The 24,208-nt window shown below is 75.2% G+C and carries 19 protein-coding genes; 11 read left to right on the forward strand and 8 right to left on the reverse strand.

Features of this window, described 5'->3' with window-relative positions; genetic code table 11:
- Positions 1–25 precede the first annotated feature (25 nt).
- Both D7318_RS01605 and D7318_RS01610 read right to left on the reverse strand, forming a co-directional pair.
- Complete coding sequence (locus D7318_RS01605; protein WP_120695217.1) at positions 26–1,912, reverse strand: AAA family ATPase; 1,887 nt, start codon at positions 1,910–1,912, stop codon at positions 26–28.
- Positions 1,913–1,966: 54 nt separating this feature from the next.
- Positions 1,967–2,542, reverse strand: a complete 576-nt coding sequence (locus D7318_RS01610) for a uridine kinase family protein (protein WP_120694981.1) — start codon at positions 2,540–2,542, stop codon at positions 1,967–1,969.
- A 167-nt stretch (positions 2,543–2,709) separates the two neighbouring features.
- Between D7318_RS01610 and D7318_RS01615 the strand changes: the two genes are divergently transcribed.
- The 3 genes from D7318_RS01615 to D7318_RS01625 all read left to right on the forward strand — a co-directional run bounded on the left by D7318_RS01615 (position 2,710) and on the right by D7318_RS01625 (position 5,769).
- Positions 2,710–4,095 carry a peptidase C39 family protein gene (locus D7318_RS01615; RefSeq protein ID WP_120695218.1) on the forward strand — a complete coding sequence of 462 codons (1,386 nt, stop codon included), beginning with the start codon at positions 2,710–2,712 and terminating at the stop codon, positions 4,093–4,095.
- 1 nt (position 4,096) lies between these two features.
- A complete protein-coding gene (locus D7318_RS01620; RefSeq protein ID WP_120694982.1) occupies positions 4,097–4,498 on the forward strand; it encodes a cupin domain-containing protein in 402 nt (133 codons plus the stop codon).
- Positions 4,499–4,599: 101 nt separating this feature from the next.
- The gene (locus D7318_RS01625; RefSeq protein WP_120694983.1) at positions 4,600–5,769 is read left to right on the forward strand and encodes an acyl-CoA dehydrogenase family protein; all 1,170 of its coding nucleotides are present in this window, start codon (positions 4,600–4,602) and stop codon (positions 5,767–5,769) included.
- A 10-nt stretch (positions 5,770–5,779) separates the two neighbouring features.
- Here the strand turns inward: D7318_RS01625 and D7318_RS01630 are convergent, their stop codons facing one another.
- Positions 5,780–6,169 (reverse strand): hypothetical protein, encoded by a 390-nt coding sequence (locus D7318_RS01630; RefSeq protein ID WP_230423240.1) that lies wholly within the window; start codon positions 6,167–6,169, stop codon positions 5,780–5,782.
- A 199-nt stretch (positions 6,170–6,368) separates the two neighbouring features.
- Here D7318_RS01630 and D7318_RS01635 point away from each other — a divergent pair, with 199 nt between their 5' ends.
- The 5 genes from D7318_RS01635 (at position 6,369) to fxsA (ending at position 12,089) form a co-directional block, all read left to right on the forward strand.
- A complete protein-coding gene (locus D7318_RS01635; protein WP_120694985.1) occupies positions 6,369–6,809 on the forward strand; it encodes an Lrp/AsnC family transcriptional regulator in 441 nt (146 codons plus the stop codon).
- 30 nt (positions 6,810–6,839) lie between these two features.
- The gene (locus D7318_RS01640) at positions 6,840–8,495 is read left to right on the forward strand and encodes an amidohydrolase (protein ID WP_120694986.1); all 1,656 of its coding nucleotides are present in this window, start codon (positions 6,840–6,842) and stop codon (positions 8,493–8,495) included.
- Positions 8,496–8,976: 481 nt separating this feature from the next.
- Entirely contained in the window at positions 8,977–10,722 is a 1,746-nt protein-coding gene (lnt, locus tag D7318_RS01645; protein ID WP_408055431.1) for an apolipoprotein N-acyltransferase, read from the forward strand.
- Positions 10,719–11,486: a polyprenol monophosphomannose synthase gene (locus tag D7318_RS01650; protein ID WP_230423242.1), complete on the forward strand. Its 768-nt coding sequence runs from the start codon at positions 10,719–10,721 to the stop codon at positions 11,484–11,486. The genes lnt and D7318_RS01650 overlap by 4 nt, the downstream gene beginning before the upstream one ends.
- A gap of 3 nt (positions 11,487–11,489) precedes the next feature.
- Positions 11,490–12,089, forward strand: a complete 600-nt coding sequence (fxsA, locus tag D7318_RS01655) for an FxsA family membrane protein (RefSeq protein WP_120694988.1) — start codon at positions 11,490–11,492, stop codon at positions 12,087–12,089.
- A gap of 120 nt (positions 12,090–12,209) precedes the next feature.
- Here fxsA and D7318_RS01660 read toward each other — a convergent pair whose 3' ends face one another.
- The gene (locus tag D7318_RS01660) at positions 12,210–12,584 is read right to left on the reverse strand and encodes an RNA polymerase-binding protein RbpA (RefSeq protein ID WP_059008394.1); all 375 of its coding nucleotides are present in this window, start codon (positions 12,582–12,584) and stop codon (positions 12,210–12,212) included.
- A gap of 168 nt (positions 12,585–12,752) precedes the next feature.
- Entirely contained in the window at positions 12,753–13,460 is a 708-nt protein-coding gene (gene yczE, locus D7318_RS01665) for a membrane protein YczE (protein WP_120694989.1), read from the reverse strand.
- A gap of 112 nt (positions 13,461–13,572) precedes the next feature.
- Here yczE and yczR point away from each other — a divergent pair, with 112 nt between their 5' ends.
- Positions 13,573–15,078 carry a MocR-like transcription factor YczR gene (gene yczR, locus D7318_RS01670; RefSeq protein ID WP_120694990.1) on the forward strand — a complete coding sequence of 502 codons (1,506 nt, stop codon included), beginning with the start codon at positions 13,573–13,575 and terminating at the stop codon, positions 15,076–15,078.
- Positions 15,079–16,037: 959 nt separating this feature from the next.
- On the opposite strand, the gene D7318_RS01675 is transcribed toward yczR, so the two are convergent.
- Entirely contained in the window at positions 16,038–17,666 is a 1,629-nt protein-coding gene (locus D7318_RS01675; protein WP_120694991.1) for a bifunctional 3'-5' exonuclease/DNA polymerase, read from the reverse strand.
- 180 nt (positions 17,667–17,846) lie between these two features.
- Here D7318_RS01675 and D7318_RS01680 point away from each other — a divergent pair, with 180 nt between their 5' ends.
- Positions 17,847–18,119, forward strand: a complete 273-nt coding sequence (locus D7318_RS01680) for an SHOCT domain-containing protein (protein WP_120694992.1) — start codon at positions 17,847–17,849, stop codon at positions 18,117–18,119.
- A gap of 53 nt (positions 18,120–18,172) precedes the next feature.
- Here D7318_RS01680 and D7318_RS01685 read toward each other — a convergent pair whose 3' ends face one another.
- Entirely contained in the window at positions 18,173–19,012 is an 840-nt protein-coding gene (locus D7318_RS01685) for a DeoR/GlpR family DNA-binding transcription regulator (protein WP_120694993.1), read from the reverse strand.
- Positions 19,013–19,184: 172 nt separating this feature from the next.
- Between D7318_RS01685 and D7318_RS01690 the strand changes: the two genes are divergently transcribed.
- Positions 19,185–21,581, forward strand: a complete 2,397-nt coding sequence (locus D7318_RS01690) for a hypothetical protein (RefSeq protein ID WP_230423244.1) — start codon at positions 19,185–19,187, stop codon at positions 21,579–21,581.
- Here D7318_RS01690 and D7318_RS01695 read toward each other — a convergent pair.
- The gene (locus D7318_RS01695) at positions 21,578–23,983 is read right to left on the reverse strand and encodes a right-handed parallel beta-helix repeat-containing protein (protein WP_120694994.1); all 2,406 of its coding nucleotides are present in this window, start codon (positions 23,981–23,983) and stop codon (positions 21,578–21,580) included. The genes D7318_RS01690 and D7318_RS01695 overlap by 4 nt on opposite strands.
- Positions 23,984–24,208 lie beyond the last annotated feature (225 nt).

The following is a 24,208-nucleotide window of genomic DNA, read 5'->3' on the forward strand; positions in this document are numbered from 1 at the left end:
TCGATGCCCCCAGCAGGCCAGGGGGTCACGCCAGGGGCGGCAGCTCGTCGTCCTCGCGCGGGCGCCCCCGGCCCGCGAGCACCTCGCCGTACGCCTGCATCAGGTCGGGCAGCCGCAGCGTCGCCAGCTCCTGCCGCGTGGGCGCCGCCGCCGCCTCCGAGAGCCGCATGTCCCTGAACGCGCAGCTCGACTCGTAGAGCGTGCGCAGGAAACGGCCGTTCCCCAGCTCGTCGATCCAGCCCTCCGCCACGACGTGCTCCCCGATGCTGCGCAGCTCATCGAGCGCCTCGGCGTCCCACGCGTCGCCGTGCTCGGCGGCGAGCAGCTCGCCGATCGCCGTCAGCTCGCCCGGCTGGTAGCTCGGGAACTCCACGCGCGCCGAGAAACGCGAGCTGAGCCCCGGATTGGCGGCGAGCAGCCGGTCCATGCCCGCCGGATACCCGGCCAGGATGACCACCAGGTGCTCCCTGCTGTCCTCCGCGCGCTTGAGCAGCACCTGCAACGCCTCGTCCCCGTACGCGTCGCCCTTGCTGTAGCCGGTGTGGACCAGGCTGTACGCCTCGTCGATGAACAGCACCCCGCCGAGCGCCGAGTCGATCAGGCGGTTCGCCTTCACGGCCGTCTGCCCCAGGAACTCCCCGACGAGATCGGCGCGTTGGGCCTCCACCAGCCGGTCGTGGCTGAGCACGCCGAGCGCGTGGAAGACCCGCCCCAGGATCCGCGCCACCGTCGTCTTGCCCGTGCCCGATGGCCCCGAGAAGACGAAGTGCCGCTTCGGCGGCTGCACCGGAAGGCCCTGGCCCGAGCGCAGCCGCGCCATCCGCAGCTGCGCGGACATCGCCCGCACCTGCTCCTTCACCGGGTCGAGGCCCACCATGCGCTCCAGCTCGGCGAGCGTGCGCGCGAGCAACTCGGGGTCGGGCGCGGGCGGCAGCGTCCGCGCCAGCCGCGGCGAGAGGCCGTGCCCGGCCGCGGCGGGCGCCGCGGGCGCCGCCGGGGCGGCGGGGGAGGGGACCCTGCGCCCGCCGGGCCCGCCTGACCCGCCGGTGAACGGCACCCCAGCCGCCTCGTCCGCGGCCCCGAAGTCCGCCTCCGTGCCGTCCCTGTGGTCCATCACATGCCCGGCCTCGGGGTCCTCCGAGGCCAGCGCCGTCAGCCGCACCGCCGTGTCCATGAACTCCGGGTCCACATGGTGCACCGCACGGTACAGCGGGATCGCCGCCGCGCTGCGCCCGCTGCCCTCACGGGCGCGCGCGAGCCAGTACCGCAGCTCCTTGCGCTGCGGCTGCTCGCTGCGGCACCGCATGAGCGCCGCCGTCAGCAGCGGCTCGGCTTGGTCGAACATGTCGAGCCGCACCCGCGCCATCCCGGCGAACAGGCCCGCCTCCACGCCCAGATGGGGATCGCCGGTGAGCGACGCAGTGAACCGGTAGAGCCCCTCCCAGTCCTTCGACAGATAGCACCGGCACGCGTGCAGGAAGCGGGCGTACGGGTCCGACTCGGGCGCGGGGCACTCCGCGAGCGCCCGGTCGAGCTCCGGCATGCGCCGCCCGTCGAGCAGCTGGGACGCGTGCGCGAGCAGCAGGTCGCGCGGGGTCTCCAACACCGGCTGCACCCACCAGCCGAGCCAGTACCAGGAGCTCAACGGGCGCCCGTGCCTGGTGCGTTGCTCGCCGAACCTGGCGCGGTTGCGGTACATGTGCCGCAGCGCCGCGGGGACGTCCGTGCGCAGCGCGTGCAGCCCGAGCCAGGCGTCCGCCATGCCGGGGTCCTCGCGCACCGCCGCGCGGAACTCCTCCTCCGCCTCCGGGTAGGCCGCGGCCGTGTAGGCGTCCACCCCGCGCAGCCACGCCAGATCGGCGCCCGTCTCGGGACGATGGTGACCGGACCGGACATGAGCGCCAGAATTCATGACGACCCCCACAACGGGCTTCCGCTGTCTGCCCCCTGCACGAGGGGGTCCGCACTAGCAGACATGGTGATGACCGCCCCTCGATACCATCAGGATATCCGCAAAGGGCCTCGACGGATCTTTCACGAAGTGCGCGGACTCGGCCGCCTCCCAGCGGTCCCAGAAGCCCCCGAGCCCGGGTCCGTCCCTGTGCCGCCCGCGTTTCCAGGCGATCGGCGCCGGGACGTCGAGCCAGATCAGCAGCGCGAGCCACGGGCGCAGCGCACGCCGTCCCGCACCGACGCCCTCCAACAGCACAACGGGCGCGGGATCGAGCGTCCGCGCGCCGGTGAACGCGCCCCGCTCCCAGTCGTACGCCAGGTACCGCGCGGTCCGCCCGGCCGCCAGCGGGCGCAGCACCTGACGCGTCAGCGGCTCGGTCCACCCGAAGAACGACGCATGGCTCGCGAAGTCGTCGAGGCGCACCACGGGGGCGCCCCCGAGCGCCGCCGACAGCCGGTCGGCCAGCGTCGACTTGCCTGACCCGGCGTGCCCGTCGATCCCCACGAGACGCGCCGCGCCGCACGAGGGCGGGAGCGCACGCACCCTTTCCGGGAGTCCGGCGAGTCCGTCGTCTGGGGCGGCGATCATCGCGATCAGCCTAACGTCGGTTCGGCATCGTCACTGGTCGACACCAATATTGCTTCCGCGCGTTCCCGGTCGCTTACTGGTCGTCAGCTGACCGACCCGCGATAGTGGTGCTGCCCGCGCTCTCCGCCCGCCCCCACCCGGCGAACGCCGGAAACGACCGGGAGACGATCACCGTGACCACGCCGCCCCGCCGCACCGTTCTCGCCGCCGCCGTCGCCGCGGCCGTCGGCTCATCCGCCTCCTTCTCCGCCCCGGCCGCGTCCGCCGAGGGCGGCGGCGGGGGCGCCGCGGCCCGCCACCGCCCGCGCCCCACCGCGTCCACCATCCACAACGTCGCCTGGACCACCGCCGCCGACTGGCGCGCGGGCCACGGCGACGGCACCGCCGTGGTGAGGGGCGACCGCCCAGGGGTGACCATCGGCACGCCGGTCGGCACGGTCTCCTACGCCGACCCGCACACCGGCACCACCGCGTCGTGGGAGTACGCCACGTGGCTCTCCCCGACCCGCGAAGCGGCCACCCCGGCCAGCGAGTTGATCGCCTCGTGGAACGCCGACACCCCCGCGGGCACATGGGTGCGCATCGAGCTGTTCGGCGTCTACACCGACGGCTCCCACACCCCCTGGTACACCATGGGCGTCTGGGCATCGGGCGACGGCGACATCCGCCGCACCTCGGTGGACGACCAGTCGGACGGCAAGAGCACGATCTGGACCGACACGTTCTCCATCGACGACACCGACGCGGGCCCCCGCCTGGCCACCTACCAGCTCAGGCTCACCCTGCACCGCGCCCCCGGCGCCGACGCCTCGCCCACCGTGTGGCGCCTCGGCGCGATGACGTCCGACGTGCCGGCCCGCTTCGAGGTCCCGGCGACCGGGCCTGGCCAGGCCGCGGGCGTCGAGATCGACGCCCCGCCCTACTCGCAGAACGTCCACATCGGCCGCTACCCCGAGTACGACAACGGCGGCGAGGCGTGGTGCAGCCCCACCTCCTCGCAGATGATCATCGAGTCCTGGGGCCGCGCCCCCACCCCCGAGCAGCTGGAGTGGGTCGACCCCGCCTTCGACGACCCGCAGGTGTGCCACGCCGCGCGGTACACGTTCGACTACCAGTACGACGGCTGCGGCAACTGGCCGTTCAACGCCGCCTACGCCGCCACCTACCCCGGGCTCCAGGCGGTGGTCACCCGCATCGCCAGCCTCACCGACGCCGAGCGCCTGGTCGCCGCGGGCATCCCGCTCATCACGTCGCAGTCCTTCTACGAGGCCGAGCTCGACGGCGCCGGATACGGCACGGCCGGGCACCTGATGACCGTCGTCGGCTTCACCGAGGACGGCGACGTCATCGCCAACGACCCGGCGAGCGACAGCAACGCCGAGGTCCGACGCGTCTACCCGCGGCGGCAGTTCGAGAACATCTGGCTGCGCACGCGGCGGTACAACGAGAGCGGCGGCGTCAGCGGCGGCACCGGCGGCGTCTGCTACCTGTACTTCCCGACCGACCTCACCCACCGGCAGCGCACGGCGCTGGCCGCCGTCGGGATCCGCTGACATGGGCCGCCGACGCGGCCGGGCCCTCGCCCTCGGCCTGGCCGCGCTCGGCGCGGGAGCGCTGGCCCCGCTCTCCCCACAGACCCCGACGCCGCCTCGGGGCGGCGGTTTCGTGATCACCCCGCGCGTGGTCACCCTGGCCCCGGGCGAGGACACCGGGTGGCACCACCACCCGGGCCCGTTGATCGCCCTCGTCGCCTCGGGCACCCTCACCCGGACGCTCGACGACTGCTCGGTCGAGGTCTCGACGCGCGGCGACACCGTGGTCGAGCCCCCGGGCGCCGCGCACGTCCACATCGGCCGTAACCTCGGCACGGAGCCGGTCGTTCTGTACGCGACGTACCTCACCCAGGAAGGCAGCCCGCTCGCGGTGCCCGCCGACGACCCGGGCTGCGGCTCCTGACCCGTTCGACCGATCCTTTCGACCCCTTCGACGCACCCACGGGCCGCCGCGATCCGGCGGCCCGACGTGTGACCTGCCGCCCACCCCAGGGAGGAAACGCGATGACGACCCTTGACGACCCCCGACCCGTGCCGCGCCAGCTGCCCACCCCCGAGGCCCGCGACCTGCTCGTCCTGGTGCGCGACCTGATCCGCCGCGAGGTCCGCCCCTCCGCCGCGGCGGAGGAGGAGGCGGGCGTCTTCCCCCGCGCCCTCTTCGCCCGGCTCTCCGCGGCCGGACTGCTGTCGCTGCCCTACCCCGAGGAGTACGGCGGCGGCGACCAGCCGTACGAGATCTACCTCCAGGTCCTCGAGGAGCTGGCCGCGGCGCGGCTCACCGTGGGCCTCGGCGTCAGCGTGCACACCCTCGCGTGCCACGCCCTGGCCGAGTTCGGGACCAAGGAGCAGCGCGCCGAGCACCTGCCCGCCATGCTGAGCGGCGGCCTGCTCGGCGCCTACTGCCTGTCCGAGCCCGGCTCGGGATCCGACGCCGCCTCGCTGCGCACGCGCGCCGAACGGGACGGCGGCGACTGGGTCATCAGCGGCACCAAGGCGTGGATCACCCACGGCGGCATCGCCGACTTCTGCACCGTGCTGGCCCGCACCGGGGACGAAGGGCCCGACGGCATCACGGCGTTCCTCGTGCCGGGCGACGCCCCAGGGCTCGACGCCGCGGTCCCCGAGCGGAAGATGGGCATGGCCGGATCGCCCACCACCCAGCTGCACTTCGACGGGGTGCGCGTCCCCGACGCGCGCCGCGTCGGCGAGGAGGGCCGCGGCTTCCGCATCGCCATGGCCGCGCTCGACGCGGGCCGCCTCGGCATGGCGGCGTGCGCCGTCGGCGTGGCTCAGGCGGCGCTCGACGAGGCGCTGGCGTTCACCACGGGGCGCGAGCAGTTCGGCCGCCGCGTCGCCGACTTCCAGGGGCTTCGCTTCATGCTGGCCGACATGGCGACCCAGATCGAGGCCGGGCGCTCCCTCTACCTGGCCGCCGCCCGGCTGCGCGACGCGGGCAGGCCGTACTCCTCACAGGCCGCGATGGCCAAGCTGTTCTGCACGGACACCGCGATGCGGGTCACCATCGACGCGGTGCAGGCGCTCGGCGGCTACGGCTACACGGCCGACTTCCCTGCCGAGCGGTATCTGCGGGAGGCGAAGGTCCTCCAGATCGTCGAGGGGACCAACCAGATCCAGCGGGCGGTCATCGCCCGCCACCTGGTGGGCGCCTCGTAACGGGGCGGGCTCAGGCCGCCTGGCGCATCCCGGCGGAGGCCACCACGGCGTGCGAGAAGGGCTGGAGCCGCCAGTCCAGGCTCTCGGGCAGGGCCACGAGCGCCGTGGTGTCCCCGCCCGTGGGCGCCTCGGGGGCCACCGCGGCCCCGTCGCCCGACACGGCCCGGCCCGAGCCGGGGCACAGGGTCAGCCCGAAGGGGTTCCACGGGGTCGGGCAGAGGGCGTGCTCCGGGATCTGCTCGCCCGAGCCGACGAGGGCGATCGGCCGCGCGCAGTCGGAGCACACGACCCTGACCGGGTCCGCGTCGCCCTCGTCATCGGCGGGATCGGCGATCTCGATGTCGAACTCCGCGGCGAAGGCGTTGGGTTCGGCACGCTTGAGTGGCTTCGCAGTGCGCATGAGCATCCCCCTTGGACGGCACAAAGGCGTTGGCCACAGCAAGCAATGCCCGCCGCGATCAGCGAATAATCGTGAAGGGGAAACGGACGCGGACACGCGTTTGTGTCGTTCGTCACATAAGCATTGCCAGGGCGTGCGCTGTCCCCTCCGCGCCGGTGGGCGCGCCGTGGCGCCGCCGTTCCGGGTAGGTTACGGAGGCGTGGAGGAATTGGACCGGCGCATCGTGGAACTGCTCGTCACGGACGGGCGGATGAGCTACACCGACCTGGGCAGGGCCACCGGCCTTTCCACGTCGGCGGTGCACCAGCGCGTACGCCGCCTCGAACAGCGCGGCATCATCAGGGGATACGCCGCGATCGTCGCCCCCGAGGCGGTGGGGCTGCCGTTGACCGCGTTCATCTCCGTCAAGCCGTTCGACCCCAGCGCCCCCGACGACATCGCCGACCGGCTCGCGGGCGTTCCCGAGATCGAGGCGTGCCACAGCGTGGCGGGCGACGAGAACTACATCCTCAAGGTCCGCGTCGCCACCCCCGCCGAGCTCGAGCACCTGCTCAGCCGCATCAGGAGCCTGGCGGGGGTCTCCACCCGCACCACCGTCGTGCTCTCCACGCCGTACGAGGCCAGGCCGCCCCGGGTCTGAGCGGCGGCGCGGGCGCGTAAGGATGGGGCCATGACCGCACGCACCACCCCCGGCGAACGCGCCCCAGGCGAGCCGTCCCGCACCGTCCTGCTGCGCCGCGGCGAGGTCCACAGCCCCGCCGACCCGTTCGCCACCGCCATGGCCGTCACCGGCGACCGCGTCGCCTGGGTCGGCTCCGAGTCGGCCGCCGACGCGCTCGCCGCGTCCGCCGACGAGGTCGTCGACCTCGAAGGCGCCCTCGTCACCCCCGCGTTCACGGACGCGCATGTGCACACCACCGCGACGGGCCTCGCGCTGACGGGACTCGACCTCGCCGGATCCCGTTCGGCGGGCGACGTCCTCGCCCGCGTCGCCGCCCACACCGCGCCGCTCCCGGGCGGCGCCACCGTCATCGGCCATGGCTGGGACACCACCGACTGGCCGGAGGCGCACCCGCCGACCCGGGCCGAGCTCGACGCCGCGGCGGGCGGCCGCCCCGTCTACCTCGCGCGCGTCGACGCCCACTCCGCGCTGGCCACCACGGCCCTGCTCGACCTGGTCCCCGGCGTCGCCGACCGGCCCGGATTCCACCCCGAGGGGCCGCTCACGGGGGACGCCCACCACGCCGTCAGGCACGCCGCCGACGCCGCTCTCACCCCCGCCCAGCGGTCAGCGGCCCAGCGTGCCGCGCTCGCCCGCGCCGCCTCGCTCGGCATCGGCGCCGTCCACGAGTGCGCGGGGCCCGACATCTCGAGCGAGGACGACCTGACCGCGCTGCTCGCCCTGGCCGAAGAGGAGCCGGGCCCGCGCGTCTTCGGCTACTGGGGCGAACTCGTCACCACCGCGAAGGAGGCGCGGCGCGTTCGCGAGCTGGGCGCGGTCGGCGCCGGGGGCGACCTCTTCGCCGACGGCTCGCTCGGCTCCCGCACCGCCCATCTGCACAGGCCCTACCTCGGCACCGAGGACACGGGCGTCGCGCACCTGACCGCCGACGACGTCGCCGCGCACGTCGCCGCCTGCACCGAGGCCGGGCTCCAGGCCGGGTTCCACGCCATCGGCGACGCCGCGCTGACCGCCGTCACCGACGGCTTCGCCGCCGCGGCCGAACGGCTCGGCGCCGACCGCGTGCGCGCCCTGCGCCACCGCGTCGAGCACGCCGAGCTGCTCACCCCCGAGACCATCGCCGCCTTCGCCGCCCATGGCCTGACCGCGTCCGTGCAGCCGATGTTCGACGCCGCGTGGGGCGGCCCCGACGGCATGTACGCCCGGCGGCTCGGCGCCGAACGGGCCGGGGCGCTCAACCCGTTCGCCGCACTCCTGCGCGCCGGCGTCCCCCTGGCCTTCGGCTCCGACGCCCCCGTCACCCCGCTCGGCCCGTGGGAGGCGCTGCGGGCGGCGGCGTTCCACCGCACCGTCGAGCACCGCGTCTCCGCGCGCGCCGCCTTCACCGCCCACACCCGCGGCGGCTGGCGCGCCGTCGGGCGCGACGACGCGGGCGTCCTCGTCCCCGGCGCCCCGGCCGACTACGCCGTCTGGCACGCCGGGGCGCTGGTCGTCCAGGCGCCCGACGACCGCGTCGCCCGCTGGTCCACCGACCCCCGCTCGGGCACCCCGGGGCTGCCCGACCTCACCCCCGGCGCCCCGCTCCCCACGTGCCTGCGCACCGTGGTCGCCGGTCGTACGGTGTACGACCGGCCGAACGAGTGATTGCCCCGCGGGCCATACCGCCGAACGATGTGCGCTCAGCCTGTCGAACGAGCGGCCCCGCGCGGCACTGACCTGGCCTTTTGGCGGAAAGAGGCAGGTCAGACAACTGTTGACAGCCGCCCGCCGTCGAAGGGTAGGTTCGGCCGGGTCCACCACAGGACGTCCGGCCGGCGCTCCTCCGCGCAGTCGTCGAACGCCACTGGGCCAGAGGGCGGGGTGTCACGACCCCGGCATTCCGCCAGCGGGAGCCAGGTCCAGTGGCCTGCGGCACGGGGGCGGAAGCATCGCCCGGTCGGCGGGTGCGACCCGGGGCGGGGCCCGGACGCTCAGTAGACAACGGCTTCGGTCGACCCGCAGCCAGCGGGTCCCGGGTCGGACCGAAGGGCTCCGGGTCCCGATCCGCAGCCCCCGCGTCGTCGCTCCGCGCCCGCCACGAGGTACGGTCGTTCATCATCGCCCGCTCAGCAGAGAGGCCACGACCGTGCCATCGGGCCCCGAGACGACCACGGCAAGCGACACCGATGACGTGCGCCCCGGCGAGCCCGCACCGGACGTCGTCCCGGTGACCGAGGCGCCCGCCGCGGCGCCCGCGCCCCCTGCCGAGCCCGCCCCGGCCGCCCGCCGCCCAGGGCGTCTGCGCAGGACCGCGGCGGCCGCCCGCGCGACCTGGCCGCAGGCCCTCGCCGCCGCGGTCGCGGGCCTCGCGCTCGCCGTCGCGTTCCCGCCGTACGACATCTGGCCGCTCTCCCTCGTCGCGGTCGCGGTGCTCTCGGTCCTCACCCACGGCAGAACGGCCAAGCAGGGCGCGTGGTTCGGCTTCGCGCTCGGGCTGCCGTTCTTCGTCGCCCTGCTCAAGTGGCTCCAGGTCATCGGCTGGGACACGGTCGTCGGCCTCTCGCTCGTCGAGGCGCTGTTCTTCGTGCCGCTCGGCGCCGGGCTCGCCGTCACCTCCCGGCTGCCCGCCGCCCCGCTGTGGGCCGCGTGCCTGTGGGTCGCCCAGGAGTGGGCCAGGGACCGGGTGCCGCTCGGCGGGTTCCCGTGGGGCCGCCTCGCGTTCGCCAACACCGACACCCCCTACACGCCGCTCGCCGCGCTGGGCGGGGCGCCGCTCGTCACGTTCGCCGTCGCGCTGACCGGCGCGCTGCTCGCCTGGGCCGCGCTGCGCCTGTGGCCGCTGCTGCGCGCCAGGCCCCTGGCGCTGCCCCGCGCCGTCGCCGCGCCGCTGGCCGGGGCGCTGGGCCTGGCCGCCGCGGTCACCGCCGCCGGATACGCCGTCCCGGTGCGCACCGACGCGGACGACACGGTCTCCATCGCGGTCGTGCAGGGCAACGTGCAGCAGGCGGGCATGGACTTCCTCGGCCGCCCGATGATGATCCTCAACAACCATGTCGAGGCCACCCTCCAGCTGGCCGACGACATCGACGCGGGCCGCACCGAGCGCCCCGACCTGGTGATCTGGCCGGAGAACGCCTCCGACCTCGACCCCTACACCGAGCCCGAGGCCTACGCCGTGATCGACAGGGCGGCCAAGGCCGTCGGCGTCCCCATCCTGGTCGGCGCCCTGGTGGACCACCCCACCAGGGAGGGCTACGTCGAGAACCAGGGCATCGTCTGGGACCCCGAGACCGGCCCCGGCGACTCGTACACGAAGCAGCACCCCGTGCCGTTCGGCGAGTACGTCCCGTTCCGCGAGCAGCTGAGCACGGTCATCACCCGGCTCGAGCGGGTCCCGCGCGACTTCTACCCCGGCGAGGAGAGCGGCGTCCTCGACGTGGGCCCGGCCCGGCTCGGCGACGTCATCTGCTTCGAGGTGGCCTACGACGGCATCGTCCGCGACACCGTCAACGACGGCGCCCGCGCGCTGGTCGTGCAGACCAACAACGCCACCTACGGCCGCACCGGGCAGCCCGAGCAGCAGCTCGCGATGTCCAAGCTGCGGGCCGTGGAGCACGGGCGCGCCATCGTCACCGCCGCGACGAGCGGCATCAGCGCCGTCGTCGCGCCCGACGGGACGATCGAGCAGCGCACCGAGGAGTTCACCCAGGACGTGCTGACCGCCGAGCTGCCGCTGCGCGACGACAGGACGGTCTCCGACCGGCTCGGCGCCGCGCCCGAGTGGGCGCTGGCCGCCGTCGGCCTGCTGGCCTGGGCGGGCGTCGGGCTCAGGGACCGCGTCAGGCGGCGGGCGGCGGCCAGTCCGGGGGGCCCGAGCGAGGAGGCCGTGTGAGCCGGGCGACGCGGCCCGAGCGCCGCCCGCTCGGCCGGGCCCTGGTGATCATCCCCACCTACAACGAGGCCGACAACATCACCCCGCTCATCAGGCGGCTGCGCCTCGCCGTCCCGGCCTGCGACGTCCTCGTCGCCGACGACAACAGCCCCGACGGCACCGGCAAGATCGCCGACGAGATCGCCGACGGCGACGCGCGGGTGCACGTGCTGCACCGCGCGGGCAAGGAGGGCCTGGGCGCCGCCTATGTGGCGGGCTTCCGCTGGGGCCTGGAGCGCGGCTACGACGTGCTGGTCGAGATGGACGGCGACGGCTCGCACCGCCCCGAGGACCTGCCCCGGCTGCTGACCGCCCTGCGCGACGCCGACCTGGTGCTCGGCTCCCGCTGGATCCCCGGCGGCCGCATCGTCAACTGGCCCAGGTACCGCGAGCTGATCTCCCGCGGCGGCAGCGCCTACTCCCGGCTCGTGCTCGGGATGCCGGTCCGCGACGTCACCGGCGGGTTCAGGGCGTTCCGCGGGCACGTCCTGGCGGGCATGGAGCTGGGCGACGTGGTCTCCCAGGGGTACTGCTTCCAGGTGGACCTGCTGCACCGCACCCTGGAGGCCGGGCACCGGGTGGCCGAGGTGCCGATCACGTTCGTGGAGCGCGAGCACGGCGACAGCAAGATGAACCGCGACATCGTCGTGGAGGCGCTGTGGCGGGTGACGGCGTGGGGACTCGCCGCCCGGTTCGGGAAATCCGGCCGCTCCAGGCACACTTGATCCATGACGACCGGGGAACCGAACCCGTACCGCAGACGCCGGCCACGACGGGGGACGCGCGCGCTCCTGCCGCTGGTGTTCGCGGCCTGGGCGCTGCTTGAGATCTGGCTCTACCTGGTGATCGGGGACGCGACCAACGGGTGGCTCGTGCTGCTGCTCCTGGTGGCGGCGTTCCTGCTGGGGGCCCTGGTCATCAAGCAGGCCGGGCGCCGCGCCTGGCAGCGCCTCGCCCAGACCCTGAACACCGGGACCCCACCGGGCGACGACCGCGCCACCCGCGGCGGGAACGGTCTCGCGATGCTCGGCGGGCTGCTGCTGATGACGCCGGGCCTGATCTCCGACGCCCTCGGGCTGCTGTGCGTCTTCCCGCCCACGGCCGCGCTGATCCGCGGCGCCGGGCTGCGCTATCTGAGGCGGGGCGCGGGGCCCGTGGGGGTGGCGTTCGAGGAGGCGAGGGCCGCGCGGGACCAGGCGCGGATGCGGCGCCCCGGCGGCAAGGTGGTCCAGGGCGAGGTCATCCGCGACGACGAGGACGCGCACGGCGAGGGCCGCGGGGACGGCGGCGAGGGGGAGCCCGGGGGCGCGCCCCCGGAGCGACGCTGAAGCCCCCGCGCGCCGGTGGCGTTCCGGCGTGCGCGGGGGCGTGGGTGTGCGGGCATACAAACGGGCTGGGTCACTTACGGGTGACCCAGCCCTCGCTGTCGGGACTCCTGAGTCGGCGTCCTAAGCCGTCTTGCGGCTGTCTCGGGGGTGCACCGCGATGTTCATCGCCCCGGAACGCAACACCGCCAGCCGCTCGGCCAGCACCTCCTCCAGCTCCTCGCGGGTGCGGCGCTCCATCAGCATGTCCCAATGCGTCCGGGCGGGCTTGCCCTTCTTCTCCTCGGGCCCCTCGCCGTCCACCAGCAGGGCTTGGGCGCCGCATACCTTGCATTCCCACTCCGGCGGGATCTCGGCCTCCACCGAGAACGGCATCTCGAACCGATGTCCGTTCTGGCATGCGTACTCCACCGCCTGACGCGGCGCGAGGTCAATGCCGCGGTCCGTCTCGTAGCTGGTCACCACGAGCCGCGTGCCGCGTAGAGCTCGCTCACTCATGAATCGTGCCTCCCGGGCTGGTCGCCCACAGGACAGGTGTCGCTGTCATCATCACTCCGGTCAACGTCCGGTCGGCGGTGAAGATTCCCGTTACAGGTATGCGTCGCCCGTCGTACCGCCCCTTCTCGTACCCACCGGCGTCCGGTTTGTCACATCTGACAGGAGATGTCACCCGGCGTCCACGGGGGATGGCTCGGGGTGACGGTCCGACCGGCGGGAACGAACGCGTAGAATACCCCGCCGCCGCCGGTCGTCGAAATCCATTCCGGTCCGCGTCCCCGAGATCGCGCACATGCGCAGGAAGAACTGGGCCAGCGGCCCTATCGTCAGCGCGTACACCACGGTGCCCACGCCCGCCGTGCCGCCGAACACGATGCCCACCGCGAGCACCGCGACCTCGATCCCGGTGCGCACCAGGCGCAGCGAACGCCCCGTGATCCGGTGCAGCCCCGTCATCAGGCCGTCGCGGGGTCCCGGGCCGAGGCTCGCCGCGATGTAGAGGCCCGTGGCCAGGCCGTTGAGCACCACCGCGCCCAGCATGAGCGGCACCCGCGCCGCCAGGGGTGTCACCTCGGGGGTGAGGGCGATGGTGGCGTCCATCGCGAGGCCGATGAGCAGGACGTTCGACACGGTGCCGAGCCCGGGGCGCTGGCGGAGCGGGATCCACAGGAGCAGCACCAGCAGGCCCGTGATGTTCACCACCATGCCGATGGAGACGCCGGTGCGCTCGGAGACGCCCTGGTGGAAGACGTCCCACGGGTCGAGCCCGAGACCGGCGCGCACCATCAGGCCCGCGCTGACCCCGTAGAGCAGCAGCCCGCCGTAGAGCTGCGTGAGGCGGCGCGCCAGGCGGCGTGGCGGGTGCGGCCGGTTCATGAGGACCCCTCTCTGGCACGGGTGGTCTGGCGCAAGTGGCCTGACGCATGACACCCTGTGGCCTTGAGTGGGTGCTCATCCAGGGCCAATTGACGAAAGGTGGACCGAGATCATGCCGCAGTGGACCTCAACGGTCGGTGCCGGTCAGCTGGCCCGGCTCCTGGGCTCGAGGGACGCGCGCGGCGCCGTGGCGCCCGCCGCGGGCGGGGCGCACGTGCCCGCCTACCGTGCCCTGGCCGACGGGGTCAGGCTGCTGGTCCTCGAGGGGCGCGTGCCGGTCGCCGCGCGGCTGCCCGCCGAGCGCGAGCTGGCCGGGGCGCTCTCGGTGAGCCGCACCACGGTGGCCGCGGCGTTCGAGGCGCTGCGGGCCGACGGGTTCCTGGAGTCCCGGCGCGGCTCGGGCAGTTGGACGGCGGTGCCCGCGGGGCGCCCGCTGCCGGGGCGGGGCCTCGACCCGCTGCCGCCCGAGGCGGGCGGCTCGGTCATCGACCTGGGCTGCGCCGCGCTGCCCGCGCCCGAGCCGTGGCTGACCCGGGCGTTCCAGGGCGCGCTCGAGGCGTTGCCGCCCACGGCGAGGACCCATGGCGACTTCCCCGCCGGGCTCCCCGCGCTGCGCGAGGCGCTCGCCGACCGCTACACCACGCTCGGCGTTCCGACGATGCCCGAGCAGATCATGGTGACCACCGGGGCGATGGGCGCGATCGCCGCCATCTGCCGCCTGTTCGCCCCGGCGGGCGAGCGCATCGCGGTCGAGCACCCCTCCTACGCCAACGTCCTCCAGCTGATGCGCGAGGCGGGCGCGCGGCTGGTCCCCGTGCCGATGGGGGAGGGGCTCGGCGGCTGGGACCTGTCCGCGTGGCGCCGGGTGCTGACGGAGGCGTCGCCGCGCCTCGCCTATGTGATGGCCGACTTCCAGAACCCCACGGGCGCGCTCGCCGACGAGGAGCGGCGCAGGGACCTGGTCGCCGCGGCCCGGGGCGCGGGCACGGTGCTCGTGGTCGACGAGACGATGGCCGACCTCGCGCTCGACGTCGCCCCCGCGGAACGGCCCAGGCCCGTCGCAGCGTTCGACCACGGCGGCGCGGGCGTCATCACCGTGGGGTCCGCGAGCAAGGCGGTGTGGGCAGGGCTGCGCATCGGCTGGGTGAGGGCGGCCCCCGAGGTGATCCGCAGCCTGGTCGCCGCGCGCGCCAGGGCGGACCTCGGCACCCCCGTGTTCGAACAGCTGGCGCTCTGCTGGCTCCTGGCGTCGGGCGGCTGGGACGAGGCGATCGAGCAGCGCCGCGCGGAGATCCGCACGAACCGCTCCGCGGTGGTCGCCGCCCTCGCCGAGCACCTGCCCACGTGGGACTTCGCGGTCCCGAACGGCGGCCTCACGCTGTGGGTGCGCACCGGTGGGCTGTCGGGCTCCCGGATCGCCGAGGCGGGCGAACGCCTGGGCGTCCGGGTCGCCTCGGGCCCCAGGTTCGGCCTCGACGGCGCGTTCGAGGGCTACATCCGCATCCCGTTCATCGTCGACACCCCCCTCGCGACGGAGGCCGCCACCCGCCTGTCCACGGCGGCGAGCATGGTGTCGGAAGGCCTGAACGTGGACGCTCCGCTGGGCCACATCGCGTAGGTCGCTCCGCTGGGTTCGCCGTGTGGGCGCGGCCGCCACCGGACCTTCCGCGCCGTCGCGGAGCCCGCTGCGCGGAACCCACCGGGCGGAACCGGCTGTCGGGGAAGCCGCTGCGTGGAGCCTGCCGTCGGGGAGCCCGCCGTGGGGGAGCCCGCCGTGGGGGAGCCCGCTGTCGGGGAAGCCGCTGCGTGGAGCCCACCGGGCGGAACCGGCTGTCGGGGAAGCCGGTGCGTGGAGCCTGCCGTCGGGGAGCCCGCCGTGGGGGAGCCCGCTGTGCGGAGCCCGGTGCGCGGGACCCACCGGGCGGAACCGGCTGTCGGGGAGCCCGCTGTGCGGAGCCTGCCGTGGGGGAGCCCGGTGCGTGGAGCCCGCTGCGTGGAGCCCACCGGGCGGAGCCTGCTGTCGGGGAAGCCGCTGCGCGGAGCCCACCAGGCGGAGCCTGCCGTCGGGGAGCCCGCTGTGCGGAATGTGACGCTCCTTGGTGCCTGGGGTTCGGGCTCCCTGGCAGCGGCGACCTGTGCGTGGCCGCCGTACCAGTGGTGGCCCCGGCTCACGGCTGTGCGGCACGAGCGTTCCGCGAGGGAGGGCCGCGCCCATGGCGTTGCGGTGGGCGGGTGTTCACCTCGGGTGCCCGGACGGTGCCGCCCCGCCGCCCCGCCGCAGGCGGGTGAGGCGGCCGACCGTTCCGCGGTGGGGGCGGTGCCTGCCCCGGCGCAGCCGTGGACGTTGCCCGTTCCGCCGCGCGGCCTGGCGGCAGGCGGCCAGGCCCGTTCCCCCGGCCGCCCTCGGCCGCCCACGGCCGCATGCTCACCCGCGGCGGCCGCCGAGGCCCACCCCCGCCGCAGGCGGGTTGCTGGCCCGGAGGGCGTCGGGGGTCCGGGGGCCGCCCCGGGGACGCCGCCGCCCGCCGCAGGCGGGTGTTCCGGCCCGGAGGGGCGGCGTCGGTCGTCCGGCAAGGACTACTTCGCTTCGGCGTAGCACCGCACCGTCGCCGTGGTGAAGGGGTAGCGGACCGGGGTGGGGCCGAAGGCGAGGCGGGCCGCCGACTCGCCCGCCGCGCGGATCGACTCGGCCACCGCGTCCGCCTCCTCGGCCGGGCAGTGCACGATCACCTCGTCGTGCTGGAAGAACACCAGCTCCGCGCGCGTGTCCCGGAGCAGCGCGCGCAGCGCGGCCAGCATCAGCAGGGCCCACTCGGCCGCGCTGCCCTGCACCACGAAGTTCCGTGTGAAGCGGCCCCTGGCCCTGCTCCCCTCGCCGCCCGGGCTCGTGCGGCCGAGCCAGGTGCGGACCAGGCGGCCCTCCTCGCCCGCCCTGGCCGCCTCGTCCACATACGCCACCGCGGCAGGGAACCGCCGCCGCAGATCGGCGAGATGGCGCAGGCCGTCGCCCGACGTCTGGCCGTAGATCGCGCCGAGCAGCGCCAGCTTGGCCGCCGCGCGGTCGCCGGAGAAGCCCCGGTGGGACAGCGCGCCGTACAGGTCGCCCGTGCCACCGGCCGTCGCCATCAGCCCGGGGTCGCGCGAGATCGCCGCGAGCACCCTCGGCTCCAGCTGGTCCGCGTCGGCCACCACCAGGCGCCACCCAGGGTCGGCCACCACCGCGCGCCTGACCGCCCGCGGGATCTGCAACGCCCCGCCGCCGTGCGTCGTCCAACGCCCCGAAGGCGCGCCGCCCGGCACGTACTCCGTGCGGAACCTGCCGTCCCGCACCCATGTCCGCAGCCACGACCAGCCGTGTGCCGTGTGGATCCGGTACAGCCGCTTGTACTCGAGCAGCGGCTCCACCGCGGGGTGGTCGACCGCGCGCAGCTCCCACGCCCGCGTCGAGCCCAGCCTGATGCCCGCGCGCGCGAACGCCCTGATGATGTCCGCCGGGAGGTCGGGCCGCACCCGCACCCCGTCGCCGAACGCCTCCGACACCCGCTCCGCCAGCTCCGCGAGCCGCCGGGGCTGCGCGCCCCCGGGGTAGCGCTCGCCCAGCAGCTCGCCCAGCACCTCGCGGTGGATGTCGGCCCGCCACGGGATCCCCGCCCTCCCCATCTCGGCGGCCACCAGCGTGCCCGCCGACTCCGCCGCGAGCAGCAGCCGCATCCGCTCGGGCCGCGCGGTCGTGCCCGCGCGCGCCAACTGCCCCTCGTACACCGTGAGCAGCGCCTCCAGCGGATCCGCGTCCGCGGGCAGCGGCACCGGGCCCGCCGCGAACAGCGAAGGCTGCGCCGTCTCCGCCACCGCCGGAGGCGGGTCCTCGGGCACCGGCAGCCCGCGCAGCCGCGCGAACGCCGCGCTCAGCGACCGCGGCAGGCCCCAGCTCCCCTCGTACCCGAGCAGCAGCGCCTCCGCCGCCTCCACGTCGTAGCACCGCTCCACCCGCGACCCCGCCGCGAGCACCCCCGGGTACACCGCCGCCGTCGAACGCCACACCCACCGCGTCACCCACGGCCTGGCGCGCACGGCCGCCGCCGCGTCGGGCTCGCGCGCCACCGGCCCCTCGGGGCGCCCGCGCTCGTCGAGGAGGCAGACCGCGACCGAGCCGTCGGCGTACTCGGCCAGCGCCCATCTGCCGGGGCGCGCCCGCTCCTCACCCATGCCGGGGAGTCTGGCAGCCGCCACTGACAACGCGGGCGCGTCCGCCGCGCGCCCCGCTACTCCACGGGGAGCAGCGCCGAAGCCGCTCCGCGGACGACGACGCGGGGCGCGTTCGGAGCGAGGCTCGACAGTGGTACCCGACGCATCGGGCGGAGGGACCCACCCGGAGGTGAGTCGGTCATGGAGACCCTTGCGCACACGGTTGCGCACACGTTCGACGACGGCGGTCCTGGGCCGTGGATCCTGCTGTTCCCGCTGATCTGGGCGGCGGTCGTCGCGGGGGCGTTCGTCGTGCTGCGCCGCACCGTGTGGCGCGGCGGGCGGCGGCCCTGGCGCGAGACGCCCGCCGACCTGCTGGCCAGGCGGTTCGCGGCGGGGGAGATCGAGGCGGACGAGTACCGGGGGAGGCTCGCGGTCCTCGGCGAGGACCGCCGCAAGGGCGCCACCGGCTGAACGCGGGCCCCGGGCCGGTGGGCGACGTCCGACCCTTCGGCGGCGCGGGGCCCTCAGGCCAGGACGCGGTCCCTGCCCTCGTCGGCGCCCGCGATCACCAGCTCGGCCAGGTGCGCGGCGATCTCGTCGCGGTCCGCCTCGGGCAGCCCCGCGTCGGTCACCAGGGTGTCGACCTCGTCCAGCGTGGCGAACGAACTCAGGCCCGTGGTCCCCCACTTGGTGTGGTCGGCCACCACGACCACGCGTCGCGCCGAGCGGATGAAGTGGCGGTTCGTCTCGGCCTCCGCGAGGTTCGGCGTGGACAGGCCCGCCTCGACCGAGATGCCGTGCACCCCGAGGAACAGCACGTCGAAGTGGAGCGAGCCGATCGCCGCGTCGGCCACCGGGCCCACCAGCGCGTCCGACGGCGTGCGCACCCCGCCGGTCAGCACGACCGTGGGCGCGGGCGCGGGCCCGCCCTCGGCGGCCTGGCGCGCGTGGTGGAACACGTCGGCGACCCGCACCGAGTTGGTGACCACCGTCAGGTCGGGCACCTCGAGCAGCTGGTGGGCCACGGCGAACGTGGTGGTGCCGCCCGACAGGGCCACCGCGCTGCCCGGCGTCGCCAGGGCCGCGGCGGCCCTGGCGATCTCGCTCTTGGCCGACAGCTCGAGCGACGACTTCGCCTCGAACCCCGGCTCGTGCGTGCGTCGTTCGGCCACGGGCACCGCGCCGCCGTGCACCTTCTCCAACGCGCCCTGCCGCGCCAGCACATCGAGATCGCGGCGCACGGTCATGTCGGAGACCTGGAGCATCCGCGTCAGCTCGCTGACCCTGATGCCGCCCCTGCGGCGCACCTCGTCGAGGATGAGCGCCCTCCGCTGTCCCGCCAGCAGGTTCTGGTTGTCGCTCACGCCCACTCCTCGCTCACCCCGTGGTGCACCCCGCCGCCCCGGCGGCTGCCCGTGGTTGCCATGACGAGGGGCCATCCTCCCATGCTTCAACATCCCCCGATCGAAGGCGGTTCGGCACCGTCCCGGCTGGAGAAGAGCGGGACGACGGGACTCGAGGGAGCGGGGGATCACGATGAGCGCCGACGGCACCGCACGGCCGAACGGGCACGGGGGCGCGGACGGCGCCCCACCGGCGCGGGACCCGGAGCCAGCGCCCCCGCGCGCGGCCCCGTCCCCGTCCCGGCCCGCGCCCGCCGTCGAGCTGCTGGTGCACGGCGTCGGCGGCACGACGCCCGAGGAGATGCTCGAGGACAACCGCGTCACGCGCGTCACCGGCGACTCCACCGCCAACATCCACCGGCGCACCGACGACCTCGACGACCGGCCGTGGGCCGCGGAAGACCCGCCGCTGCGCGAGGCGTACACGTGGTGCAACCTCACCTCGGGCAACGGCGCCCGCGCCCTGTGGCTGCTGCTGCTCCCCTTCATGATCGTCAACATGGCGCACTGGATGCGCCCCGCCACCCGTGGCCCGGTCCGCACCCACCGCCTCTACGACGGCCTTGTCCGGTTCACCGCGCTGTCCCTCACCGTCCTGCTGGTCGCCGGGGCGTGCGCGATCTCGCTCGACCTGGTCGCCTGGCAGTGCGCCGCCTCCGCGGCCTGCACCGACACGGTCTCGTGGCTGAAGCCCCTCGAGCAGGGCGGCGGTTGGTGGGGGCAGCCGGGGCGGCGCCTCGCCGTGGCCGCGGCGCTGCCCGTGGCGTTGATCCTGCTGCTGTGGTGGCTCTCCCACCGCACGTGGAGCGCGTACGAGTCCGCGTCGCCACCCGTCAGGCCCAGGCCCGACGGCGGGGAGCACGCCCTGCTCAGCCTGCCGGGCTTCTGGTACGGGCGCGCCCTGGTGGCCAGGCTGCGCTCCGCGCACACCACCGCCGCGCTGCTCACCGTGGCCGCCGCCCTGCTGGCGGCGACCGGGCCGCACGACCGGGGCGCCAACGGCGGCGGCCCGCTCGAGGCCATCGGCTGGGCGCTGGCCGCGCTGACGCTGGCCGGGTGGGTCGTGATCGCCGTGCAGCAGGTGCGGCACGGCCGCACCGAGGACGCGCCCGACCAGCGCCCCTCGCCGCGCCTCGCCCGGGCGCTGCCGTGGGCCGCGGTGGCCCTGCTCGCGCTCGTGCTCGTGCACACCGGCTGGAGCCGCGACGGCTGGCTCACCGGGGGGCGGTACCCGACGGGGAGCGCGGTCTTCCCCGTGCTGATCGTCGTGCAGGGCGCGTTGGCCGTGGGCCTGGCGCTCACCGCGTACGCGCTGCACCGGCGGGCGCGCGACGCGGACCGGGGCGCGCTGCTCGGGCTCGGCGGCGCGTGCGTGGCGCTGCTGGCGTGCGGGATCGCCGGGGTCTTCACCGGCGGCGTGGCCCAGCGCGTCGCCGACTGGCTCGACCCCTCGGCCGTGCCGGGGGAGGAGGGCGCCACGATCGCCGGGCCGCCGGTCGTGCTCAGCTGGGAGGCGTCCGCGATCCCCGTGCTGCTGCTCGTCGTCGTGGTGTTCGCCGCCGTCGTGGTGGTCAGGGCGCGGCGGGAGCGCGCGCGGCTCGCGCCGACCGTCAGGGGCCGCTACCCCGGCGAGGGCCAGGACGAGCTGGCCGACCGCAGCGGCGAGATCGCGGGCGCCCTGGCCAGGGCCGGGCTGACGGAGACCGCGGGGCCGCTGGTCGGCTGGATCAGCGGGGCCTGCCTCGCGCTCGGCCTGGTGGCGGTGGCCGGGGCGGCCGTGGGCGAGAGCCCGTCGGAGGCCGCGGCGGACGCGCCGGGGGCCGTCTCGGCGTTCGCCGACGCCTGCCAGGGCCTGGGCTCCTGGCTCATGGGGGCGGGCGTCGTCCTGCTGCTCGCCCTGGGCCGCCGCGCCTACCGGGACGCGGGCGCCCGCAGGACGGTGGGCATCCTGTGGGACATCGGAACGTTCTGGCCGCGCGCCGCCCACCCGTTCGCGCCGCCGTGCTACGCGGAGCGCGCCGTGCCCGACCTGTCGTGGCGCATGGGGACGTGGATCGAGGTGACCGGCGGGCGGCTGGTGATCTCGGGGCACTCCCAGGGCAGCGTCCTGGCCGCTGCGGCGGTGTGGCAGCTGGACGCGGCCACCCGCAGCCGGATCGCGCTGCTCACCTACGGCTCGCCGCTGACCCGGCTCTACGGACGGTGGTTCCCGGCGTTCTTCGGGGCGGCGGCGCTGCGCTCGCTCCACCGCGACGTGCCCTGCTGGCGCAACCTGTGGCGGGCCACCGACCCCATCGGAGGCCCGGTCGGCGTCACGGGCCCCACGGGCACGGCCGTGGACCGTGGCCCGCTCGCCGACCCGCTGCACTACGGGCGCAACCTGGTGCGGCCGCTGCCCGAGCCGATCCTCGGGCACGGCGACTACGCCGAGGACCCGGCGTTCGCGCAGGAGCGCGCGGCCCTGTTCGCGCTGCTCACCAGGGACGGCGTCCCACCCGCGCTGCCCGAACAGGCGGCGGCCCCGCGTTAGCGCAGGGTCGGCAGGTCCTCGGGGTGCATCACGCTCAGCTCCTCGGTGCTGGGCTCCGCCAGCCGCGCCACGCGGCCCGCGTGCCGCTCCACCATGGCCTCGAACGTCTGGCGCGCGGCCCGCCCGTTGCCGAACGAAGGGCCGCGGTCCATCGCCGTGAAGTACTTCAGCAGGGCGTCCCTCGTGCCGTCGCCCAGGTCGTACTCGTGCTCGCCGGCCTGCTGCTCCAGGATGCTGAGCAGCTCCTCGGGGGAGTAGTCGCCGAACGTGATGGTGCGTGAGAAGCGCGAGGCGACACCGGGGTTGACCGCGAGGAAGCGCTCCATCTCGGCCGTGTAGCCCGCGACGATGACGACCACGGCCTCCCGGTGGTCCTCCATCAGCTTCACCAGCGTGTCGATGGCCTCGCGCCCGAAGTCGCGGCCCGCGTCCTCGGGGGAGAGGGCGTACGCCTCGTCGATGAACAGCACGCCGCCACGGGCGCGTTCGAACGCCTCCTGTGTGCGGATCGCGGTCGAGCCGATGTGCTCGCCGACCAGGTCCACGCGCGAGACCTCCACCAGGTGGCCCTTGTCGAGCACCCCGAGGGAGGCGAGGATCTCGCCGTAGAGCCGGGCCACGGTCGTCTTGCCGGTGCCGGGGGAGCCGGTGAAGACCAGGTGGCGGCGGACCGAGGCCGCCTTGAGCCCGGCCCGCTGCCGTCGGCGGCCCACCTCGATCATGTCGATGAGGGCCCGCACCTCGCGCTTGACCGTGGCGAGACCGATCAGCGTCTCCAGCTCGGCCAGCACCTCGTCCGCGGGGCGGCCCTCGTCGGCGGGCTCGGGCTCCGCCGGGGCCGGGGCCTGGGCGGGCTTCCCCGATCCCGCCGTCTCGCGCGCGGTGCGCTGCGCGGCGTCGCCCGTCTTGAGCCGGACGTCGGCCCCCGGCGCGTTCGTCTCGTCGCTCTGGCAGTCGGTGAGCACCGGGCTGTCCTCGGCGAAGACATAGCCGCCGCGCGAGCACCGCTCGGTGCGGCACCGTTCGAGCTCGGTGCGGCAGCCGTCGATGATGTGGAAGCCGTAGCCGCTCGACCCGGTGATCCGGCACCGGGAGAACCGGCCTCGCCCCCCGGCCGACACATACACCCCCGCCTCGGCGGGGCCGCTCACGGTGCAGTCGCTGACCTGCGGGTCGGCGCCCTTGGTGACGATGAAGCCCGTCCTCGCCCCCTCGACGGTGCAGCCGGTCACGGTGCCGCCGCTGCCCTCGTCGCGGAACCACGCCCCGGTGCCGACGTCCTGGATCCGGCAGGCGTCGAGCTGGGCGGTCGCGCCGTCGCTCACCGACACCGCGGAGCCGCGCACCTCCTCGATGCGGCTGTCCACGACGTCCGCGCGCGAGCCCGCGTCCAGCACGAACAGCGCGTCGGGAACGTGGTGCACGCGGCAGGACTCGAGCACCGCCGTGGCGCCGTCGCTGACCCACACCGCCGGGTAGTCCCCGGCCGACTCGTGGATCTCGCAGTCGTGCGCGTCGGCGTGCGTGCCCGGGTCCCACACCGAGAGGCCGTTGCGCCCGAAGCCGCTGATGCGGGTGCGCACCAGCGTGAGCACCGAACGGCCGCGCAGGTCGAGGGCGTTCTCCGGGATCCCGGTCAGCCGCGAGTCGGTCAGCGTGAGCACGGCCTCGGAGTCGAGCGTGATGCCGTCGCCCGTGGTCGCGCCGACCGCGCACTCGGTCAGATGGGCCGTGGCGCGCTCGGCGAGCACCACGCCCGCGCCCCTGATCTCCTCGAAGCGGCACCCCACCGCGTCCACCGCGCTGCCCTCGCCGGTCACCGAGAGCCCGGCGCCCGACGAGCGGGTGATCAGGCAACGCTCCAGGCGCAGATGGGCGGCCCCCCTGACCGAGACGCCCGGCTGGCCCGCCTCCACGACCTCGCACTCCTCGAACAGGCCGCCCGCGCCGTCCCCGACGCTGATGCCCGCGCCCGTGGGGTTGCTGACGGTGGACTGCCGCACGGTCGGCCTCGCGCCACCGCGCACCTCTATGCCGGAGGCGGACGCGGCGTGCACCTGGAGGCCCGTCAGCTCGGGCGTGCTGTTCTCGATGAGGACGGCGGGCGACGCGGTGTCCTGGCCCTCGACGCGCAGGTGCTGGACGGTGGCCGAGCCGCGGACCGTCAGCGGGACGCCTTCGGGCGGCGCGATCCGCGCCGGCCCGTCCTTCGCCTCGCTCGGCCCCCGCAGGGTGATCGACTGCTCGATCACCAGGTTCTCCCGGTAGGTGCCGGGCCCCAGGACCAGGACATCGCCGTCGGCGGCCGCGGCCAGGGCCTCGGTGACGGTGGTGTAGACGGCGGTCCGCCGCCGCCAGCGTGCTGTTCCGGTGTGCGTCACCTGGACAGAACCCTTGGTCATGGAACCGGTGTGCCCCAACCTCGTGCGATGACGTGCGCGTTATCACGCGTACTTGGCCGCTCCACCGTAGCGCGCCGCGGGCCCACGACATGACCGTAGCGTCGGCGGCGCACGCGCGCCCCCCGGGCGCAACCGCACAACCGTCGTGCGCCTGAGCGCCCCCCAGCCTATGTCGTGACCGATCGTGCCCCCGCGCGCACCCTGGGTGGCGCCAGGCGGGAATGT

The organism is Streptomyces radicis (assembly GCF_003626575.1).
Taxonomy (GTDB): Bacteria; Actinomycetota; Actinomycetes; order Streptomycetales; family Streptomycetaceae; genus Streptomyces; species Streptomyces radicis.

Excerpts from the sequence above, each read along its gene's own strand:
- D7318_RS01605 (WP_120695217.1), bottom strand. The coding sequence starts at position 1,912 with ATGAATTCTGGCGCTCATGTCCGGTCCGGTCACCATCGTCCCGAGACG.
- D7318_RS01610 (WP_120694981.1), bottom strand. The coding sequence starts at position 2,542 with ATGATCGCCGCCCCAGACGACGGACTCGCCGGACTCCCGGAAAGGGTG.
- D7318_RS01620 (WP_120694982.1), top strand. The coding sequence starts at position 4,097 with ATGGGCCGCCGACGCGGCCGGGCCCTCGCCCTCGGCCTGGCCGCGCTC.
- D7318_RS01625 (WP_120694983.1), top strand. The coding sequence starts at position 4,600 with ATGACGACCCTTGACGACCCCCGACCCGTGCCGCGCCAGCTGCCCACC.
- D7318_RS01630 (WP_230423240.1), bottom strand. The coding sequence starts at position 6,169 with ATGCGCACTGCGAAGCCACTCAAGCGTGCCGAACCCAACGCCTTCGCC.
- D7318_RS01640 (WP_120694986.1), top strand. The coding sequence starts at position 6,840 with ATGACCGCACGCACCACCCCCGGCGAACGCGCCCCAGGCGAGCCGTCC.
- fxsA (WP_120694988.1), top strand. The coding sequence starts at position 11,490 with ATGACGACCGGGGAACCGAACCCGTACCGCAGACGCCGGCCACGACGG.
- D7318_RS01660 (WP_059008394.1), bottom strand. The coding sequence starts at position 12,584 with ATGAGTGAGCGAGCTCTACGCGGCACGCGGCTCGTGGTGACCAGCTAC.
- yczE (WP_120694989.1), bottom strand. The coding sequence starts at position 13,460 with ATGAACCGGCCGCACCCGCCACGCCGCCTGGCGCGCCGCCTCACGCAG.
- yczR (WP_120694990.1), top strand. The coding sequence starts at position 13,573 with ATGCCGCAGTGGACCTCAACGGTCGGTGCCGGTCAGCTGGCCCGGCTC.
- D7318_RS01675 (WP_120694991.1), bottom strand. The coding sequence starts at position 17,666 with ATGGGTGAGGAGCGGGCGCGCCCCGGCAGATGGGCGCTGGCCGAGTAC.
- D7318_RS01680 (WP_120694992.1), top strand. The coding sequence starts at position 17,847 with ATGGAGACCCTTGCGCACACGGTTGCGCACACGTTCGACGACGGCGGT.
- D7318_RS01690 (WP_230423244.1), top strand. The coding sequence starts at position 19,185 with ATGAGCGCCGACGGCACCGCACGGCCGAACGGGCACGGGGGCGCGGAC.
- D7318_RS01695 (WP_120694994.1), bottom strand. The coding sequence starts at position 23,983 with ATGACCAAGGGTTCTGTCCAGGTGACGCACACCGGAACAGCACGCTGG.